Raw genomic sequence first — 19,934 nt, forward strand, 5'->3', positions numbered from 1 at the left:
GTAGGTCGACGCCAACCTTTAAAAGAGTCTTATTCTTTACGAATAAGACTCTTTTTTTTTGCTTTAGTTTGAAGTATATTATTATAATCGCAGATTATTTAGTTTAATAAAAAATGAGACTATAAAAGTCCCATTTTCTTAATTCTTTCCAAATCTTCGGGGGTGTCTATTCCTATCGATTCATGAGAGGTTATTTCAGTTTGTATCCAGTAACCATTTTCCAGCCATCTTAATTGTTCGAGTGATTCGGATAATTCAAGTGGACTTTGGTTTAAATTAGTTATTTCCATTAATGTTTCTAATTTATAAGCATACATTCCGATATGTTTGTAAAAAATACTTTTTTCTAGCCACTTGTTTTTTTCTATTCCTCGCAAATAAGGAATTGCAGAACGGCTAAAGTAGAGTGCTTTTTTTTCATTGCTAATAACTACTTTTACTTTATTAGGATCAAAAATTTCGTTTTGTTCTGTAATTGCTTTAACTAAGGTTGCAATTTGTGTAGAAGAGTTATTAAAGCACTTCATTACAGCTTTTATTTGTTCTGGTTGAATAAATGGTTCGTCACCTTGTATATTAATTACAACATCGTGTTTATTTGATGTTGTTTCTAAAATTTTAGAAACGGCTTCAGCTATTCTATCAGTTCCACTTTGGTGATTAGCAGAGGTCATAATTACATTGCCATCAAAAGATTCTACTGTTTTTTTTATCCTCTCATCGTCAGTAGCTACCCAAACTTCTTTTATTGCTAAGCTAGTTTGTTCGTATACTCGCTGAATCATTGATTTTCCATTAATAACCGCAAGAGGTTTTCCAGGGAATCTTGTGGATGCATACCTGGCGGGAATAATTCCTAAAAATTTCATTCGATTTGTTTTACCGTAGTTAAATTACTTTGGCAAAGTAAATAAAAATTCAGAACCTTCCCCCAATTTGCTCTTTGCATTTATTTTACCTCCATGTCCAACTACAATTTTTTTTGCAATTGTGTGCTTAATCCAGTACTGCTTTCATTCGCTTTTGTTATTGCACTGGTCTTACCAAATTCAGTAAATAATTTTGAAAGTTCACCTTCGGGTATATCTACTCCTTGATATTTTATTGCAATAGTAATGTTTGAGTTATTTTCAGCAATTGTATTTGAAATAGTTGTGTTAGGAGTAGAATACTTTATTGCATTACTGATTAAATTATGTAGTACTTGTTCAATTATACTTTTATCGAAACTTAAATGTTTTGTTTTCGATCTTCAAGTCTTTTTTTTCGCTCTTCTAATTCAGTATAATCTACCATTATTAGAATGTAATTATTATTATGAAGGTTAATAGATTTGGTTGTGTAGATAAAGTGCTTGGTATTTTATTCTTATTGCCATAAAAATCACGACTTAAGCTTTGTTTATAAATTGGGATTTTTTGTGACATTGTTTTAATAATATTTTTTCAAAGTGTACAGGTTTTACAGTAGGGTGTAGTTCCATTGTCGGCATTGGCCTAAACAGCAAATGAGTACCAATTGCGTTAGCACATAATTTGTTTTTTCTTTTTTGGAATAGGATAGAAAAAGAATCATTAAAATTGTTTACTTGTATCGATTCATCAACAATAAAAATAGTGGAAGTGATATTTTAAAATAGAATAGTAAGGCATTCGTTAGATTCTTTTAGGTTTGTTAATTCTAAGGTCACCGAATATGTTAATTTGTTTATAAAATGGTGTACTCTTATGCTTTTAACTTACAAAGAATACTAAAAAATTAACATACTTTAGGAATATTAAGCTAAGTAAAAGAATTAAATAAATTTAAAAAGTAGTAATTTTGTCAGGTAGTCTGTTAAAATTACAGGTTTTTATAATTTAAAAGATTTCTTATTTGATGGATGTACAAAAAATTAAGCAAAGATTTGGAATCATTGGTAGGACCTATGAATTAAATCGTGCACTTGATATTGCAGTACAGGTTGCACCTACTGATTTGTCAGTATTGATAACTGGAGAAAGTGGTACGGGAAAAGAAGTTTTTCCGCAAATAATACATCAGTTTAGTGCTCGTAAGCATGCTCCATATATTCCTGTTAATTGTGGGGCCATACCTGAAGGTACGATCGATTCAGAATTATTTGGACATGAAAAAGGAGCTTTTACCGGAGCATTATCCGATAGGAAGGGATATTTTGAGGTTGCAAACAAGGGAACTATTTTTTTAGATGAAATTGGAGAGTTACCCTTATCTACACAAGTACGATTATTGCGGGTGTTAGAGACTGGAGAATTTATTAAGGTAGGTTCTTCAAAGGTTTTAAAAACCGACGTGAGAGTGGTTGCTGCTACCAATGTGAATATTCCAGTTTCGGTAAGAGAAGGTAGGTTTAGAGAAGACTTGTATTACCGATTAAATACTGTGCCTATTACTATGCCACCATTGCGCGAAAGGCAGGACGATATTTACTTATTATTTAGAAAGTTCGCACAGGATTTTGCCGAGAGATATAGAATGCCTCCTTTGCGTTTGGATGAAGGAGCACAGCAGGTTTTAAAATCGTACCGATGGCCAGGTAATATCAGGCAATTAAAAAATATTACTGAACAAATTTCTATTATAGAAAAAGAGAGGTTGATAAGTGCGGTTAATTTACAAGCTTATTTACCTGTAAATGATGAACAATTACTACCTGCAATTTATACGGATAATAAAAAGCAGGATCAGAGTTTTTCATCGGAAAGAGAAATTCTTTATCAAGTATTATTCGATATGAAAAAAGACATGTCGGATTTAAAAAAATTAGTGTTTGATCTAATGCAAACGAGTGGTGATTCATCTGATTTGCAGAAGGATAATGCAGTTCTTATTAGGAAACTATATGAAGACCAGGATGTTGATATTCTCCAAAACCAGTCTGTTCAGAAAGCTCCTGTAAATATTTCTACTGATAATAATTCTGTTATTCAGGATACTGAGGTATTTGTTGAAGAATCTTTGTCTTTGGAAGAAAAAGAGATAGAGCTGATTAAAAAAGCTCTCGAAAAGCATAATGGGAAACGTAAGTACGCAGCTCAGGACTTAGGAATATCGGAACGGACACTTTATCGTAAAATCAAAGAGTACGAAATCAACTAATATTAACAAATTATTGCTATTTTTATTTTTAATATATGAATAAGATTAAGTTTATAATAATAGGCATTGTCATTGCTGTTGTTTTTACCGCTTGCAAAGTATCCTATTCTCTTACAGGAGGAACCTTATCAACGAATGTAAAAACTTTTTCGGTACAATATTTTCCAAATCGTGCTCCATTGGTTAATCCAAATTTGAGCGATCAATTTGTAGAAGATTTGAAGGAGAAATTTAGAAGTCAGACGTCTTTAGATGAAGTTGTAGATGCTGATGGACATTTAAATTTTGAAGGCGAGATAACAGGTTACAGGACTCAGGCACTAGATATTAAAGCTGATGAAATTGCAGCTACTAACCGTTTAACTGTAACTATAAAAGTTCGTTTTACCAACGAAATAGAAAGTGAAAATGATTTTGACAAGAGTTTTTCTGCCTTTGCTGATTATGACAGTACCAAGCAGTTAACCGATGTTGAAGATTCATTATTAGAAGAAATTTTAGAACAAATTATTGATGATATTTACAATGAAGCAGTGGTAAACTGGTAATGATTATGGAGCAAGGCATGTTACAGGATTGGGTGAAAGATATAAAGAAAATGGATAAGAACAGTTATAGGGAATTAAAAGACCTGACTAATAAATATCCTTTTTTTGAGATCGCACATGCTTTGTTGCTAAAGAATTTAAAGGATAACAATAGCATTCGTTTTAAGGAAGAATTACTTAATTCATCTTTGCAAATTTCGGATAGGCGACAGCTTTTTTTACTTCTAAACGATAGGCTAAATTTAAAGGTTTTTAAACAGGAAGTAACAGATAAAGAAACTGATAAAGAGAAAGGTTTAAAGACTTCGACTACAAATTTAGAAGGGAATAAAGAAAGCGATAAGGATGAAATATTAGAATTTTCGGAAGGCTTGGAGATAGAGGACGCTAAAGAACCAGATTATCAATCTTTAGCAATTGATAGTGATGAAGATATTCTTGAGCTTTCAGAATCTGATAAATTAGAAAATAAGGATTCGACAAAAGAAGATCTTTTAATTTCGGCTACCGAAGTTTATCATATTGGCTATGGAGGAAATTTATATACACTTTCCGATGAAAATTTAATTCAAGAAAATAAATTATCAGATAAGCATAGTAGTGAAAATATAAGTGAAGAGGTAGAAATGACATCCGATAATAGGGGTGATAATTCAACTAAAAAGAAGAAAAAATCACTAAAAAGTAATGATCTTATTGATAATTTTATTCAAAATGAACCGAATATTCAGAGAAATGTAAAAGTTGTTGATAAACAAGAAGATATTTCTGTGGACAGTATACGTGAAAATGACGGTTTTATGAGTGAAACTTTAGCATCTATATATGTGAAACAGAAGCTTTTCGACAAAGCAATTTCGGTTTATCAGAAATTAGTGTTGAAAAATCCCGAAAAAAACGTTTACTTTGCGAGTCAGATTGAGAAAATAGAAAAATTAAAAAAACAGTAAATAAATATAAGTATGTATACCATTGTTTCAGTATTGATTTTAATTGTTTGTGTGCTATTGGTGTTAATCGTATTAGTGCAAAACTCAAAAGGAGGTGGATTGGCATCTAACTTTTCTTCTTCTAATCAGATTATGGGAGTTAAAAAAACTACCGATTTTCTTGAAAAAGCAACCTGGGGTTTAGCTGTAGCTTTATTACTTCTTTGTCTTGGTTCAGTATTAACTATTGATAAAGAGGAAGTAAGAGAAGACAAGTCTGCAATCGAACAACAATTGCAAGAACAGGAAACTACTCCTGAAATGCCTGCTTTTCCAACGAATGCTGCGGCAACTTCAAAGGACACAGCAAATTAAGATATTAGCTTAATTAAGCAAAATTAAAAATGTCAGTATGTCATACATACTGACATTTTTTTTGTATATATATGTTGCTGCAAATCAGTATATTTATATTTTCTTTTTAAATATATGTGAATGCATAGTAAGATACATCTCTTTAGTTTATTTTATATTCTGAAATATTGTCAATAAAATTCAATTGGCACAGAATATGAAGGAGTGTGAGTCGAAAATGTAAATAATAACTTTAAATATTTTGAAAAATGGCAGAATTAAAAGGTAAAATTCTTGCGGGAAAGATCTTAGTTGAGCCTATGGCAGTTGAAGAAAAAACTGCAAGTGGTATTATTATTCCAGACTCTGCAAAAGAGAAACCATTACAAGGAAAAGTAGTTTTAACAGGTGGTGATAAAACTGACGAGCCCATGGAAATCAAAGTAGGAGATGTTGTTTTCTACGGTAAATATTCAGGTACAGAGTTAAGCATTAGCAACGAAGATTATTTGTTAATGTCACAGTCGGATATTTTATACATTGTTTAATCTGAACAAAGAATTTTCAAAATTAATTAAAAATGGCTAAAGAAATAAAATTCAATATCGAAGCTCGCGACCTACTAAAAAAAGGTGTTGACGAGTTGGCAAATGCAGTTAAAGTAACCTTAGGACCAAAAGGTAGAAATGTTGTTATCGATCGTAAGTTTGGTGCTCCACAAATTACTAAAGATGGTGTAAGTGTTGCTAAAGAAATTGAGCTTTCAGATCCAGGTGCAAACATGGGGGCACAAATGGTAAAAGAAGTTGCTTCAAAAACAGGTGACGATGCTGGTGATGGTACAACTACAGCTACTGTTTTGGCTCAATCTATTGTTAATGTTGGTTTAAAAAATGTTACTGCTGGTGCAAATCCAATGGATTTAAAACGTGGTATTGATACTGCTGTTGCAGCTGTAGTTGCAAACATTAAAGAGCAATCACAAATTATTGGTGAAGATTCGGATAAAATTCAGCAGATAGCACAGATATCAGCCAATAATGATAAAAAAATTGGAGCATTAATTGCTGATGCTTTTAAAGCTGTAACTAAAGAAGGAGTTATTACTGTAGAGGAAGCAAAAGGAACCGAAACTCACGTTAAAGTGGTTGAAGGTATGCAATTCGATCGAGGTTATATTTCTCCATATTTTATTACCGATGGCGATAAAATGGAAGCTGATCTTGAGAATCCATTTATTTTATTGTACGATAAAAAAATATCTACAATGAAAGAGTTAATGTCGGTATTGGAACCAGCTGCTCAGGCAGGTCGTCCTTTAATGATTATTGCTGAGGATGTAGAAGGTGAAGCTTTGGCTACTTTAGTTGTAAACCGTTTAAGAGGTTCTCTTAAAGTTGCTGCTGTAAAAGCTCCTGGTTTTGGCGATAGAAGAAAAGAAATGTTGGAAGATATTGCGATTCTAACCGGAGGGGTTGTAATTTCTGAAGAAAAAGGAATGAAATTAGAGCAAGCTACTTTAGATATGCTTGGTCAGTCTGAGAAAATTACAATTGATAAAGAGAATACAACCATTGTAAATGGTGCTGGTGATAAAGCTACTATCGACGCTCGTGTTGCTCAAATTAAAACTTTAATTGAGAACTCAACATCTGATTACGATACAGAAAAACTTCAGGAAAGATTAGCTAAACTAGCTGGTGGAGTTGCTGTTCTTTATGTAGGTGCTGCTTCGGAAGTAGAAATGAAAGAGAAAAAAGACCGTGTTGATGACGCATTAAGCGCTACTCGTGCGGCAGTAGAAGAAGGAATTGTTCCTGGTGGGGGTGTTGCATATATTCGTGCAATTTCAGCTTTAGAAGGTCTTAAAGGCGATAATGAGGACGAAACAACAGGTATCGAAATTGTGAAACGTGCTGTTGAAGAGCCATTGCGTCAGATTGTAGCAAATGCAGGTGGCGAAGGTGCTGTTGTGGTTGATAAAGTTAAAGCAGGGACTAAAGATTATGGATACAATGCTCGCATGGATGAGTACCAAAATTTATTTGAAGCTGGAGTAATCGATCCTGCTAAAGTATCACGTGTAGCTCTTGAGAATGCTGCTTCAATTGCAGGTATGTTCTTAACTACCGAGTGTGTTTTAATCGACGAACCAGAAGAAACTCCTCCAATGGCTCCTCCAGCAATGGGTGGTGGAATGCCAGGTATGATGTAAAATTTATTTCATCGATATATTATAAAAGGCGACCATTGGTCGCCTTTTTTAGTACTTGTATTTGTGAATAACTAAAGGTGGCATTAAAAAATGATCTTTTATTAATCTCTTGTTTAGTCTTTTACTCATGCTATTGTATATTGTTTCCGCATAATCCCATGATGTTCCCGAAGAGTAAATTTTACCCACCCAAACAGGTTGCAGGCTTTTAGCATCTACTAAATAGGCATGAAATACTGCATTTGGACTTTCCGATTTTTTAATTTCACCATAGGAGTTAATTCTTTCACTAACATCATAATAATAGGAGGTTTGGTTAACTACTAAAATTGCAGAGCAATCCGATTCTTTTAGTTTTTGCATAAAATCGGAGTAATTTATATCAACATTAACTTTAAACTCCTGACTCGATCTTGTAAGTAATGTTCTTGAATTGGCAATTTTATCATAGATGCAGTTTTCCATTATTTTTCTGCTATCCATATTTTCAATGTTATTAATATTATCGCGAAAATAATCGTTGTAAGTTTCTCTGTTTAATGTTTTAAGATTAATATCATTAAATATACTTACAACAAAAATTTGCTGATATGCTTTTTGAGCTTCCTCGATATTTTCAAAGGTAACATAGGAACTAGCACAACTGCTAACAAAAAAAGAAAGGCATATTATTAATAAATTTTTCATGTTTATCGATTTTGTAAATACGAACCATTGTTGTTTGTAGATATGACAATTTAATGTTGGTATACACGTATCGAAAAAATAAATAAAAATGAATTAGGAAATTAAATGGTAAATAATTTTTAGAATTAAATATTTATAGCACGCTGAAAGAATAAAAAAAGAGGATAGTAATTATCCTCTTCAATTTATCTTTTATTTTTTTCTATTTTTTCCATAATAACTTCCTGAACCGGGCGATTTTTTATTTTAGCATCGAGCCAGGAAATAATATCAAGATATAAAAATGCTCTTTTTTCATACGGATCGTTAGCTAACTTTTGCAGATCTATTCTCGATTTTTTTAATTCATCTTTTAGCTGATCTGGACTAATTGAGCTTAATCTTCTAAGAAAGCGAAGAATATATTTTTGAACTTCCTGTAAGTCATCCATTTTAGCAAGGAATCTATATGTAGATCGTATTTGATATTCTAGTAATTCGGTATTTTCCAGTTCGTAATGACTAATTAAATTAAGAATTCTGCCAAAACAGTGAATATCGCCGCGTAGCGAAGTATCGCGAACATCTGAAATACGATTTAGATATTTTATAGCCTCTTTGTATTGTCCATTTCCAAAATATAAACAGGCTATTTTATAATAAAATACCAAAGCCCTATGGTTGTCCATTCCGACTTTATGTTCTGCCAGAAAGTTCTCAATTTTAGGAACAAGATGAATTCCTTTATTAAACGTTCCTTCCATAAAATGTCTGTTAATTCGATGCACGAACAAAAACATCTGAAGCAGAATATTTAAGTTGGAATTGTGTTTGAACTGATCTTTTGTCTCTAATTTTCGGAGTAAACGTAAATTTTTCTTGAAAGTGCTTACATGGTTTGTATAGAATAGGGCTACTAAAACATTGTTTAGTCCTTTTAAATATAAATCGGTATGAACAGGTATCATTTCGGGATTTGTTAAGAACAAATCGACCCATTTTTGTGCATATTTATAGCACATTAAAAAATCCTGAACAATTAAATAGTACCAAACATAGGATTGGTACAAATAAAGTTTTTCGAAAAAACTAAGTGTTTGAATATCGTACGGAAGAAGATTGGTATTAAAAAACTCCTTAACCATTAACATGTCTTTTTCGTTACGCACATAGCCAACTTTAAGGTATAAACCGTATAATCGGATCGACATATTGGAGAAAAACACAACACCCTCCATCGTTTTACTAATTTGGCTTGCCTCTCGTGTTATTTCTTCGGCTCTGTTTTCAATACTTTTGGTTACATATTGCGATTCTATTAGTTTTTCGAACTGAATAATCTCAAAAACAAGAATGTTTTTCATGTTTTTGCGTGCTAATGTTTTGGTTTTATCCAGAATACGCAGGCTTTGCTGATATAATCCTTTATTGTATAAAACTTTTGCATGATCAATTTGCTCACGAATACTAATGCTAATATCGTGATTAACCTGAGTTAACCTTAAGCTGGTTAAAAGTTGTTTGTAAAGATGAGCTTTAAGATTCGGAAGTTGCGACTGCTTAATATCCTTTGCTTTTTTTAAAATTATAAGTTCGTTATACTCATCCATTTTATCCAAAACATCAAAAAGCTGTAAGAATTTTGTCTCTTTATCGCTGCTAATTCTGTTAGCATACAATTTAAAATTCCTTTTCTCAGATTTCGAAATCGATTTAATTAATTGAAACAGAGGATCTATTTGTTGTTTAGGCATTGTAATAAATGTGTAAGTTAACCACTTGGTATACAGTAGTGTTTCTGGTTTTCATATTGTTTGAACTTCGTATATTCTATTAAAAAACGATTTTCACAAACTTGTTTAATCGCTTACTTTTGAAATATCAAATCAAGAGAATGATACTTTAAAATAAAGAAGAAACAGAATATGACTACAACAAATCTGTTATCAAAATTAACAAATTCTGATAAACCTGAAATAGTTATTGGAATAAATCAGGCTCTTGAATGTATTGGAGTAAATAATGATTTACACAACCTAAGTAGATATCAGGCAAAAGAAGTTGGAAGAGTTCTTGTAGAAAAATTTGCCGATTTAATCGATTTGGAAAGTGTTGCTAAATCAATAAAAGAAACAATTAGTGGAGAAGAGCTTGAAAACTTTAAACACGAAATTGTTGTTAAACTTAAGGATAAGACTGCAAGTGCAACAAAAACTCCAATTTACCGGAAACGCATGGACACTTTAAAAAGTTGTTTCGAAGAAATTTCTGGTGATAGCGTACTTTGAAAAACCATTTGTGATTGTTAGCTCAATTGCTTTAGACAGTGAATTAAAAGCACTATCCCCCTTGTGCTTTTATGAATCTGACTATTAACCAACATGAAGAAGCTAAGTTGTGACGGTGAGTGAGGATTTTATATTTCTTTTTGGCTTGTTTGTTATCAAACAAATCCAATCCGTTAGAATTAGTAGTTTAAAAGTAAGTTAGGTGTGATTATACTTTTTGAAGAAACATTCCAAACTTTATCGGATCGCTTAGATTCTTCTTGTTATATATACCTTGAAAAAGTCTTTAATGACGAGGTATAATTAATTTGACCATCTTTTTGATTATGTTTTAATATTTAGTTGTGATTACCGGACAGGAATAATTTCTTGTCCGGTATTTTTTTTGTCTTAAAATTAAATTGAAATTTTAAAATACAAGCGAATTGAACTTGGAATTGCCTCGGTATAAACACTAATGCTATTAATTTGGTTTAAGGGAACCTTTTCGAACGATTCTGTGGTAATATTTTTCTTATCTAAAATATTATGAAATAGAATACCAACTTCCGATTTTAGCTTTTTAACTTTAAATTTATAGATTATCGCTGCATCTAATCTTTGGTAATTAGGTTCTGATATAATTGTATTATAAGCAGAAAATATGGGAAAACCCGACCCATAAATATAATTTGCTGACAAGTAAAATGGTTTTAGAGAAAGTAAACCTGCGGTTTTAATTTCGTGTGTTTGATCGTGTAATGCTCTTACATATTCGCCTTCTTCGCGGAAATAATCGAAATTTTCTTTGGTTTTACTCAAGGAGTACGAAACCCAGAAAGTATGTTCTCCAAAATCTTTTTTTGCAAAAAAGTCGATACCATAGCTTTTGCTTTTACCTAGCGATATATTTTCTACTGTTCTATACTTATAGTAACGGGTATGTCCATCGGTTTTTTTATAGTATCCTTCAACACTAAATGTAAAATTGTTTTGGTGATACGATCCACCTAAAACATAATGTTCTGCTTTAACCACAGGAATATTTTCATTTGAGCCTACCCAAATGTATCGGTAACTACCATTATTACTAAGAACCGAACTCTTAGAAATAAATTGTTTGTACAAACCAAAAGCGCCGTTAAATGACAGTTCGTTATTGGCTTTTATGCTAAGCGAAGCACGTGGTTCCCAATAAAGTTTTTTTAAGTGTACCGGATAATTTGCCTGAAAACCTGTTTTAAGTGCAATACTTTTATTGATATTAAAAATATTCTGAAAATAGGCTCCGATTTTATCAATTTTAGAATTGATATGAAGAATATTAATACCCAGAGAATCTTCTTTTAAATCGACATTATTTTGCGTGTAATTAATACCGGTTTCTATCGCCAGATTTTCAGACAGAACAAATCGATTCATTAATTTTGCTCTGTATTCTTTTATGTTATTATACGATCTATCGTCTTTTCGTATTCGAAGGTAATTAAAGCGATCATTTTCAATTATTGTCTGATCGGTTGTGTTTTTATCGAGTTCGGATCTAGAGACAGAAATAGCTGTGGTGTTTCCATTGTTCCATACTTTATTATATTTTACCGATCCTCCGTATTGATAACTTCCTTCGAATCTGTATTTTTTTGCATTTGTAAGGTTTTTATTGGTAATATCGTATGAGTATCGGTCTTCACCACCCAAAAGGCTAATGCTTAATTGATCTCCATTGTTCCAGTTGCTTGAGAATTTTATGTTTGCATCGCGAAATTTATAATTGGGAGCTACATCTAAATTAAAAGCCGAAAAGGACTGATTATTTAGCTGATCGGAATCTGCATTTGATGAAGTAAATTTAATTTGCTCGTTTTTAAATAAATTGTAATAAGTATGCCGGAATGCTAATAGGAGCGAAGATTTTTTTCCGATAGGTTGTTCGTAAGATCCGCTGGCAGTAATATTATTTAAAGCTAAGTTAAGAGTAGGTTTTATTTTGTTACCATTTTTGCCAGTAATGTGAACAATTCCGCCAACTCTATCGCCATATCGGGCATCGTAACCTCCTTTAAGAACTTCAATGTTTTTAACAACCAAAGGGTTGACAGGCCCAATATCTTCATAAAAATTTTTTAGTCCCCATAGGGTAATATCATCAAATAATACCTGACTTTCACCTTCATAGGATCCCCAAATACTGATATCGTTTTTTTGTTCTCCTGCTGCTAAAATTCCTGGTTGTAAGCGCAATAATTCAAAAACAGAATTGTCGTTGTTTGTAGGTAAAAAGCCTGCAATTTTATGGTTTAATTTTAAGTTGCCGGCCTGATTATTTTCTTTAATAAAGGTTTGAACAATTTTATCGCTTACTATTACTTCGTCTAAATCGGTAGTGGCTGCTGTAAGGTAAAATTTCTGATTATCGCCATATTTAACAATAGTATCGTGTATAAAATAACCTAAATGAGAGGCAAGAACTCTATAAACACTATCGGTTTGTGAGGTGAAAGAAAAGTTGCCCATTTCGTCGGTAGCCATTTGTTGTCCGTTAATTGATAGGTGAGAAAAGGGAAGTGGTTCCAGACTTTCTTTGTCGAGAAATTGGCCAAAAATGCGATATTGTTTACTTTTTTTTTCGGGATAGATTAGAAAAACATCACCCGAAAGTTCATACTTAAGGGGAAATTGTTTTAAAAGGTAAGCTACGGCTTTCTCTTTTGAAGAGAACGATTTGTTTACACTGAGGCTATAAGAGGAAAGTAAATCGTTATTGTAGGAGAACTGAAAATCATAGCTATCTCTTAGCTTAATAAGTATCTCACTAAGTTCCTTTTCGTTTGTATTTATTTCAATTTTTTGAGCATTAGCATTCGCTATTTGTAATCCGAAAACAAAGAATATAAGGGCTATAAACTGTTTCACTTAGGGGAAATTTTGGTTATAATATAATTTTTACCCGGACCTTTCACAAATTTTAAACCATTAGGCTTACAAACATTATATAATACTTTTTCAACAGATTTTTCTTTGCCAAAGTTACCGGTATGCGTTTGATTAAATTTACCCTTTTCTACGATATTTATATCATATTGTAGCTCTATTTCTTCAAAAACTGTTTTTAAAGGGGTATCGGTAAAAAAGAAAAGATGATTGCGCCAAAGTATTTTTTCCTTGGCTTTTTCATCATTAAAAACCTTTAGTTTACCGTTTTTGGTAAGATAAGCATGATCTTTAGGATGTAGTAAAATTTTGTCGGATGTGACTTTTGATACGACTTTTACTTTTCCGGTATAGCAAGTTACTTTGTAATTATTGCCTCGAGCATAAATATTAAAACTTGTTCCTAAAATAAAAGTTTTTCCATAGTTCGATTCAATTTCGAATTTGCTTCCTTTAGTGATATCGAAAAATGCTTCTCCTTCGAATTTTACTTTTCGGGAGTAGTTCCACCAATATGGTTTGTACGAAAGGCTCGAGTTTGCATTTAATTCAATTGTCGAATTATCGGGTAATACAACACTTAAATGCTCGCCTTTAGGACAATTTATTGTTGTTGTATATGTATAAATAAAACTACTTAAACCTAGTAATATTAAAATACAGGCAGCAGCTGCATATTTTATCCACGAAAGTGAAATGGTTTTTGCTTTTGGTTTCGACACAGAGGTAAGAGCCGAAAGTTCTTTCCAAGCCTCTTGCTTAGATTTGGAATAGCTGACTTCGATTTTGGGAAGTGAATTTATAAAATTCAAATCCGAATTTGAGTTTATATTTTTATCCTGTTTTTCCATTTATTTTCCTAAAGCATTTCTTAAATACGATAATGCATGACTCATTCTTTTTTCAACTGCCTTTACGCTTAATTCCAGTCTGTCGGCAATTTCCTGATACTTTAAACCTTCGTTTCTACTCATTAGAAAAACCACTCTTTGTTTTTCCGATAAGTTTGCCAAAGCTGATTCGTAAGTATCTTTTAGCTCTTTGTATTGTAATTGTTTTTCGGGAGAATGGTTGTTTACCGAAGGTTCCAGTTTTGTTAAATACTTTAATTCTACTTTCTCTCTTCTGTATTTACTGATAAAAATGTCGTTTGATATTTTATACAATAAAGATTTAATTGGTTTTTCATTATAGATTAAATCCTTTTCCCATATTTTCATGAAGCTTTCCTGAGCAATATCAGTAGCTAACTCTTCGTTTCCAGATCGATAAAAAATATAGTTTCTGATACTGTCGAAGTGTTTATCAAATAAGATTTTAAATTCTTCTTGTGTCAAACTTAGAGGATTGGTTAGAGTAAATATAAGTGTTTTTAGCGAATGAATGGTGCAGAAGTAATTAAAAATAGTATTTCTGCACCTTCAAGGCTTGTATTAAACTTTAGTTGTTAGCAGAGTTTATTTTTCTTGTGCATTTGCCAATTTCAACTTCTTCGCTCACTTGCTCACCATCTTTATTTATGTAGGTATAAGTAGCAAAATTATCACATTCGCCATTTCCATAATCGTATCTTGCAAATTCTTCTCCATTTTGCGAGAATATTACAACTCCTTGTACAATAAGGCGGCATGTACCAATTCTAATTAATGGATTTTCAGGATCAATAAGTTTTGAATATTCATTTTGCTCGGTGTCAACACAAGTTACCGAACCAGTAATTTGAACTTTATCGTCGCTTAAATCCCATTTTGTATCTAAACCAGAAATCCATTCTCTTGTTCTTTCTGCCGATCTGAATAGTTCTGTTCCATCGGGGTAGGTGAAAGTTATTTCGCTGGTAATTTCCCATTTTTTAGATACACCTTGTTCGCCAGTAAATTCAACACGTTTTGTTCCTTCAATTGCAACAGAATCGATCATTAAATTCATTGATATTTCACGAACGGCATCATCGCTCCAGGGAGCAGCATTCATAACAATGGTAATAAGTCCATCAATAATTTTACCACTATTCACCTCTGTCGAGTCATACTCAATAGTAATTGTCATTGGGAATTTTCCATCTTCGCCAAACTCAATACTTATATCTGGCATTTCGTTTCCTTTGTAGCGGTTCCATTGTTTAAACAGTTGTCCATAACGATTACTGTCTCCGCTTTTTGTGCCGGTAGCCTCAGTGTATTCACTTTCCATAAAAGAAAAAAGGTCAACTTCATAATCTGCTACTTCCATTACAGCTTCCGATGCTTCTTCGGTTTCCACAACAGTTGCAACAGTAGTATTTAATTTCACATTACTGTCGGCCTTAATTTCTTCAACATCGTCGGAATTATCACAAGAGAAAAAAGTAAAGGCAAGTGCGGCCATTAAGATTAAAGAAAATTTTTTCATGATTATAATTTTTATGATTTTACGATTAATGATTTATTAAATTACGTAAGTATTAGATCGATAGATATTTTAGGATCAGTTGTATACTATTTGTAACAAATGATAGTTAAAATACGAATCGGTATTGAGCTCGTTTGTTAATGAACCGACTAAGAGTATTCTTACCCTACATTTTAGGAAAAATATTTTTTAAGAATTGAGAGTAGAAAGTACCTTAAATTTTAGATATGTAAAATACTGTGTTATTGTATTTTACAGATGTGTAATATTATTGTTCAAAAAAAAATCTATTTTTAGGGTTACCTTTTTATAAAACAGGGAATAAAGGGGTAGAAATGAAAAATATACTTAACTATTCGAGATCTCCATATTCAATCAATCCAGGAAAACATTGGAAACCAATTTAGTTTCTACAATTTTATGTGTTGATGCTATTATGTATTTTGCCCATGGGGTTTATGATGGATTAATGGGCAACAAGCCGGCAGTTTAGTTTTAATTTCAAGTAGATTAAAGATTAAGTCTAATGAATATAGTTTTACTGTAGAATTAATAATAGAATGGGCGGGCAATGAGTCAGCGATTTATAAAAATATTTTAAAATGAAAAAATATAAATTTATTATGAACATATTCTTCGTACTTGGAATAGTATGTTTAGTGTTTTTTTTTGATACAATGCTGTCTGTGAAAACTCAGAATTATAGTTTTTTATCAATTCCTACTAGTAAAAATGTTAATTTAATTATACTTTTTTCATTAGCCTTAATATTAATTTTAAGTGGATTAAAGATTAAGTCTAAATAAATGTATTTAAAAAAAAAGATTATGGAATAATTACAAAATTATAGTGTAAGATCTTAAAGTATAGAGGAGAGTTGCCAAATATGGAGGAGGAAAGGCGATGGAAGGATCTTACGGTTGGGCTTATTCATTAGAAAGTTATATTAGGAATTTTTGGATAACTCTTGGAGAAAATTTTTCTCATGTGTCACATGGGCTTTAGTAATTATGAATTTACCCCTAGCTGCCACACGAATCCTTTCGTGTTATTGTATTAATTAATTTTTTGTTAAAAATATTGTAAAGTCCAAGTTAACTGGACTGTTTGCGATTATCTTTATAGTCGTATTTAGAATTGGCCAATACAAATACAAAAAAGTGTAGGTTACAATAAAAAAAGCCCGAAAAACAGAAGTGTTCGCTAAAACTATTGCTGTTAATCGGACTTAGCTATAAAGCCTGCACAAAATTAATTGAATTATTAATATTTTAAAATTTTGTGAAAATGAAAGATTTAAATGAAAATGAATTAAGAGTTATTGATGGCGGTAGAATTCCTGTTCTTGATGACATTAAAGATACTTTTTGGGAGTTTGTCGAAGGTTTTAAGGATGGTTGGAAAGATGCAGGGAAAAAATAATATTTAATAAAAAAGTAAAGATATGTATAAAGAATTATCAAAAAAGGAATTGCGAAGAGTTGAAGGTGGAGGTGGTAGAACTGTTGCTGGTTGGATTGGATATGCTTTTGGATATCTGGCAAAAGGGCATGCTGGAAACTGTTCTGAAATCGATGGAAGTTTATTATGGACTACTCGCGGTGGTATGTAATTTTGAATTAAAAGGATGCCATAAAAGCATCCTTTTATATTAAATGTAATTTTTTGCGATAAAATGAATTGGCTGTAACATTATGAACTAATATGGTGAGTTTTTTACTTCGTGCAAAACCAATTATGTATGTTGGTTTTTTTCTGTTATTTTTTTTTATATTAGATATGGTAGTTATTATGCTACCATCTGAGTATTTTATTAATTCAGGAGTTGATCGATCATTTAGGGAATTAGGCTATTGGATAACAATTATAACGGTTATTACTATTGATCCTATAATTGAGACTTTCTGCTTTCAATACTTAGTTTTAAAATTAGTACGAAAATTTATACAAAGGCCAAAATTCAACTTAGTACCCTATGTTTTGCTATCTTCAATTATTTTCGGATTTATTCATGATAGTAGTGGTTTTTATACGGCTTATGCAATAATAGCTGGAGTAATTTTATCCATTGCAACTTACTTTGCTTTTTATAAGAAATATGGTTTTTTTTTAGTAGTAAGTATTCATGGGATTCACAACTTTATAGCATTAGTATTGTAAAAATTTATGAAGAGATTAACTGTTTTTCTGAATAGGTCGAATGTTGTTTGGCTGTTTATTGTATTATTGGGGTTAATATTTTTGCCAAATGTTTTATTCATTTTTCGTAATATTCAATTTGATAATGAAATGATTAATGTTTTGGATAATATAGGACTAATTCCATCATTAATTCTTACAGTTATCGTTTTACCTTTGTGGGAAACGATTGTTTTTCAAACAACAATAATATCTATTTGCCAAACAATAATTAAGAACAAAACAAAACAATTTGTATATGCATTGCTTATTTCTTCACTATTATTCGCATTATCTCATTCTTACCCTCTAGCTGCCGCACGAATCCTTTCGTGTTATTGTATTAATTAATTTTTAGTTAAAAATATTGTAAAGTCCAAGTTAACTGGACTGTTTGCGATTATCTTTATAGTCGTATTTAGAATTGGCCAATACAAATACAAAAAAGTGTAGGTTACAATAAAAAAAGCCCGAAAAACAGAAGTGTTCGCAAAAACTATTGCTGTTAATCGGACTTAGCTATAAAGCCTGCACAAAATTAAATGAATTATTAACAATTTAAAATTTTGTGAAAATGAAAGATTTAAATGAAAAAGAATTGAAAGCAATTAATGGTGGAATGGAATACTGGGATTGGGTATGGAGTGACAAAGCAACTACAAATCCTTTTGTAGGACTTGCATGTGCAGCTGCAAATGCAGTAGTCGCAGTTGAAAGAGGTGTAGCATGGGTTGCTAATCAACTTTAATAAAAATTAATGTGCAAGCTTAGTCAAAGCTTGCGCATTTGCTATTAATATATTTAGACATGAAAAATTTTTTTCCTAGTACAATTAAGCAATCGATATTTTTAGTAATAATCTTTTTTATTTGTTTATTTCCTTTTGTATTTATTTCAAATCAATATTTAAAGCATTTACCTTTTGAGGAATTGATTAATTTTATGATTGCTCCAGGAGTTCTTAGCGGGATAGGTATTTTTCATATTATTAATAGAAGAAGGGGGTTCTCTTATGATTTTAAATTGAGTAAACTTTTTATATTACCCTTATCATTAATAGTGGTAGTTTTATTTCAAGTTGGATTTTATAGTCCATGTTCAAAGTTTTTAACCTTTATATTTTATCCAGCAAGCCAGAATGTTTCTCCATTTGTATCAGTAATAGCTTTCATTGGACCTGTTATTCTTGCTCCATTCTTCGAAGAAATTATATTTAGGAATTATATTTTAAAAGGTTTGTTAAATACATATTCGCCTCAAAAAGCAATAATAAGTTCAGCAATAATATTTGGTTTACTACATATTTATCCACATCAGTTAATTGGAGCTATACCACTAGGCTTTTTCTTTGGATGGATTTATTACAAAACCAGAAGTATTGGTGTTACCATTATTTTACATTCAGTTGCCAATTTAACGGGACTTTTCACTTCGTATGTTCATTTTAAATTGGGTAGTAATCAAATTACTAGCGTTTCTGATATTTATGGTGATTATTCAATCTATATTATTTTAGTATCGTTGGCTTTATTGGGTTATTTAATGAAAAAATTAATTCATAAAGTAAAGCTTACTGAGTTAAAAGAAATAGCATGATACAATCCAAAGATTTTATAGAGAGATTGTTAGAGGATTTAAGTAGGGGTGTTGCTAAAATTGTTCAAATGAAAGAGTGTGGACAATACGTTCAGGCTATGGAGCAAGTAAATGAAGCTTATAATACCTATTTCGAAGATATCGATTTAGAGTTAGAGCAAAGTGAACAGAAACTACAAGCTTATGCAATTTTACTAAAAGAGGAAGGTGAAATTTTGTTGGCAGAAAACAAAAAATACGAGGCAAAAGATGTATTTCTTAAAGCTTGTAGATTTTTGGCTAAGGCAGATGTAGTAAGTACAAATTATGACCTTGGCAGATTCTCATTACATTCTGAGATTAATATTTTATTAGAAAGATGTCCTGAGTAAAAAGAAGGTGTTTTCCGACACTATCCTGAAAAGTGTGTAAATGGGTTGAATTAATTTTTAACCCCTAACTGCCACACGAATCCTTTCGTGTAGTTTATTGTATTAATTAATTTTTTGTTAATAATATAAGAATTAATTATTTTAGCTATCTGTATCTAAATTTTAAGAAATTACAAACAGAAATTACATATTTAGGAACTCCGAATGTTTTATTATGTGAGTTTTAGCTTAATTGAATGGAGTGCTGCATTTTTTCGATTCGAATACAAATAAATTTTGGAAGGAATTATAGTGGGTATGTAGCTACCACAGGAAAGAATTTGTGCAGTGGTGAATGGCAGCGAATGTTTTATTCATTGTAGGTGTAC

General features: G+C 31.5%; 22 protein-coding genes. 14 read left to right on the plus strand and 8 right to left on the minus strand.

Features of this window, described 5'->3' with window-relative positions:
• Nucleotides 1-119: 119 nt before the first annotated feature.
• Together kdsB and ACT3CE_RS13645 are read right to left on the minus strand one after the other, a co-directional pair.
• Nucleotides 120-869, minus strand: coding sequence for a 3-deoxy-manno-octulosonate cytidylyltransferase (gene kdsB, locus ACT3CE_RS13640; RefSeq protein ID WP_444710323.1), 750 nt, complete (start codon nucleotides 867-869; stop codon nucleotides 120-122).
• Between the two features lie 101 nt (nucleotides 870-970).
• The gene (locus ACT3CE_RS13645) at nucleotides 971-1,216 is read right to left on the minus strand and encodes an ATP-binding protein (RefSeq protein ID WP_444710442.1); all 246 of its coding nucleotides are present in this window, start codon (nucleotides 1,214-1,216) and stop codon (nucleotides 971-973) included.
• A 662-nt stretch (nucleotides 1,217-1,878) separates the two neighbouring features.
• On the opposite strand from ACT3CE_RS13645, the gene ACT3CE_RS13650 reads away from it, so the two are divergent.
• From ACT3CE_RS13650 to groL, 6 genes are all read left to right on the plus strand, one after another.
• Nucleotides 1,879-3,120: a sigma-54 interaction domain-containing protein gene (locus tag ACT3CE_RS13650; protein WP_444710324.1), complete on the plus strand. Its 1,242-nt coding sequence runs from the start codon at nucleotides 1,879-1,881 to the stop codon at nucleotides 3,118-3,120.
• A 35-nt stretch (nucleotides 3,121-3,155) separates the two neighbouring features.
• Nucleotides 3,156-3,668 (plus strand): LptE family protein, encoded by a 513-nt coding sequence (locus tag ACT3CE_RS13655; RefSeq protein WP_444710325.1) that lies wholly within the window; start codon nucleotides 3,156-3,158, stop codon nucleotides 3,666-3,668.
• Nucleotides 3,669-3,673: 5 nt separating this feature from the next.
• Nucleotides 3,674-4,618 carry a hypothetical protein gene (locus ACT3CE_RS13660; protein WP_444710326.1) on the plus strand — a complete coding sequence of 315 codons (945 nt, stop codon included), beginning with the start codon at nucleotides 3,674-3,676 and terminating at the stop codon, nucleotides 4,616-4,618.
• Between the two features lie 12 nt (nucleotides 4,619-4,630).
• Complete coding sequence (gene secG / locus ACT3CE_RS13665; RefSeq protein WP_444710327.1) at nucleotides 4,631-4,972, plus strand: preprotein translocase subunit SecG; 342 nt, start codon at nucleotides 4,631-4,633, stop codon at nucleotides 4,970-4,972.
• Between the two features lie 248 nt (nucleotides 4,973-5,220).
• Entirely contained in the window at nucleotides 5,221-5,499 is a 279-nt protein-coding gene (locus ACT3CE_RS13670) for a co-chaperone GroES (protein WP_444710328.1), read from the plus strand.
• A gap of 32 nt (nucleotides 5,500-5,531) precedes the next feature.
• A complete protein-coding gene (gene groL / locus ACT3CE_RS13675; protein ID WP_444710329.1) occupies nucleotides 5,532-7,166 on the plus strand; it encodes a chaperonin GroEL in 1,635 nt (544 codons plus the stop codon).
• Between the two features lie 48 nt (nucleotides 7,167-7,214).
• On the opposite strand, the gene ACT3CE_RS13680 is transcribed toward groL, so the two are convergent.
• Both ACT3CE_RS13680 and ACT3CE_RS13685 read right to left on the minus strand, forming a co-directional pair.
• Nucleotides 7,215-7,853 carry a hypothetical protein gene (locus tag ACT3CE_RS13680; RefSeq protein ID WP_444710330.1) on the minus strand — a complete coding sequence of 213 codons (639 nt, stop codon included), beginning with the start codon at nucleotides 7,851-7,853 and terminating at the stop codon, nucleotides 7,215-7,217.
• Between the two features lie 185 nt (nucleotides 7,854-8,038).
• Complete coding sequence (locus tag ACT3CE_RS13685) at nucleotides 8,039-9,586, minus strand: hypothetical protein (protein WP_444710331.1); 1,548 nt, start codon at nucleotides 9,584-9,586, stop codon at nucleotides 8,039-8,041.
• A gap of 171 nt (nucleotides 9,587-9,757) precedes the next feature.
• On the opposite strand from ACT3CE_RS13685, the gene ACT3CE_RS13690 reads away from it, so the two are divergent.
• Nucleotides 9,758-10,120 (plus strand): hypothetical protein, encoded by a 363-nt coding sequence (locus ACT3CE_RS13690; RefSeq protein WP_444710332.1) that lies wholly within the window; start codon nucleotides 9,758-9,760, stop codon nucleotides 10,118-10,120.
• A gap of 396 nt (nucleotides 10,121-10,516) precedes the next feature.
• On the opposite strand, the gene ACT3CE_RS13695 is transcribed toward ACT3CE_RS13690, so the two are convergent.
• From ACT3CE_RS13695 to ACT3CE_RS13710, 4 genes are all read right to left on the minus strand, one after another.
• On the minus strand, nucleotides 10,517-13,012 hold the full coding sequence (locus tag ACT3CE_RS13695; RefSeq protein WP_444710333.1) for a TonB-dependent receptor: 2,496 nt from the start codon (nucleotides 13,010-13,012) through the stop codon (nucleotides 10,517-10,519).
• Nucleotides 13,009-13,881, minus strand: a complete 873-nt coding sequence (locus ACT3CE_RS13700) for a FecR family protein (RefSeq protein ID WP_444710334.1) — start codon at nucleotides 13,879-13,881, stop codon at nucleotides 13,009-13,011. The genes ACT3CE_RS13695 and ACT3CE_RS13700 overlap by 4 nt, the downstream gene beginning before the upstream one ends.
• Nucleotides 13,882-14,367, minus strand: coding sequence for an RNA polymerase sigma factor (locus ACT3CE_RS13705; protein WP_320117338.1), 486 nt, complete (start codon nucleotides 14,365-14,367; stop codon nucleotides 13,882-13,884).
• 103 nt (nucleotides 14,368-14,470) lie between these two features.
• Nucleotides 14,471-15,421 (minus strand): hypothetical protein, encoded by a 951-nt coding sequence (locus tag ACT3CE_RS13710; RefSeq protein ID WP_444710335.1) that lies wholly within the window; start codon nucleotides 15,419-15,421, stop codon nucleotides 14,471-14,473.
• Nucleotides 15,422-16,708: 1,287 nt separating this feature from the next.
• On the opposite strand from ACT3CE_RS13710, the gene ACT3CE_RS13715 reads away from it, so the two are divergent.
• From ACT3CE_RS13715 to ACT3CE_RS13745, 7 genes are all read left to right on the plus strand, one after another.
• A complete protein-coding gene (locus ACT3CE_RS13715) occupies nucleotides 16,709-16,843 on the plus strand; it encodes a hypothetical protein (protein WP_444710336.1) in 135 nt (44 codons plus the stop codon).
• Nucleotides 16,844-16,865: 22 nt separating this feature from the next.
• A complete protein-coding gene (locus tag ACT3CE_RS13720; RefSeq protein ID WP_444710337.1) occupies nucleotides 16,866-17,033 on the plus strand; it encodes a class IIb bacteriocin, lactobin A/cerein 7B family in 168 nt (55 codons plus the stop codon).
• A gap of 92 nt (nucleotides 17,034-17,125) precedes the next feature.
• Nucleotides 17,126-17,581 carry a CPBP family glutamic-type intramembrane protease gene (locus ACT3CE_RS13725; RefSeq protein ID WP_444710338.1) on the plus strand — a complete coding sequence of 152 codons (456 nt, stop codon included), beginning with the start codon at nucleotides 17,126-17,128 and terminating at the stop codon, nucleotides 17,579-17,581.
• 6 nt (nucleotides 17,582-17,587) lie between these two features.
• Complete coding sequence (locus tag ACT3CE_RS13730) at nucleotides 17,588-17,950, plus strand: CPBP family glutamic-type intramembrane protease (protein ID WP_444710339.1); 363 nt, start codon at nucleotides 17,588-17,590, stop codon at nucleotides 17,948-17,950.
• A 223-nt stretch (nucleotides 17,951-18,173) separates the two neighbouring features.
• Complete coding sequence (locus tag ACT3CE_RS13735) at nucleotides 18,174-18,347, plus strand: bacteriocin (RefSeq protein ID WP_444710340.1); 174 nt, start codon at nucleotides 18,174-18,176, stop codon at nucleotides 18,345-18,347.
• 59 nt (nucleotides 18,348-18,406) lie between these two features.
• On the plus strand, nucleotides 18,407-19,195 hold the full coding sequence (locus tag ACT3CE_RS13740; protein WP_444710341.1) for a lysostaphin resistance A-like protein: 789 nt from the start codon (nucleotides 18,407-18,409) through the stop codon (nucleotides 19,193-19,195).
• A complete protein-coding gene (locus tag ACT3CE_RS13745; RefSeq protein ID WP_444710342.1) occupies nucleotides 19,192-19,566 on the plus strand; it encodes a hypothetical protein in 375 nt (124 codons plus the stop codon). Before ACT3CE_RS13740 ends, ACT3CE_RS13745 begins: the two co-directional genes overlap by 4 nt.
• Nucleotides 19,567-19,934: the final 368 nt, after the last annotated feature.

The organism is Marinifilum sp. RC60d5 (genome assembly GCF_052400665.1).
GTDB lineage: Bacteria > Bacteroidota > Bacteroidia > Bacteroidales > Marinifilaceae > JBQTGK01.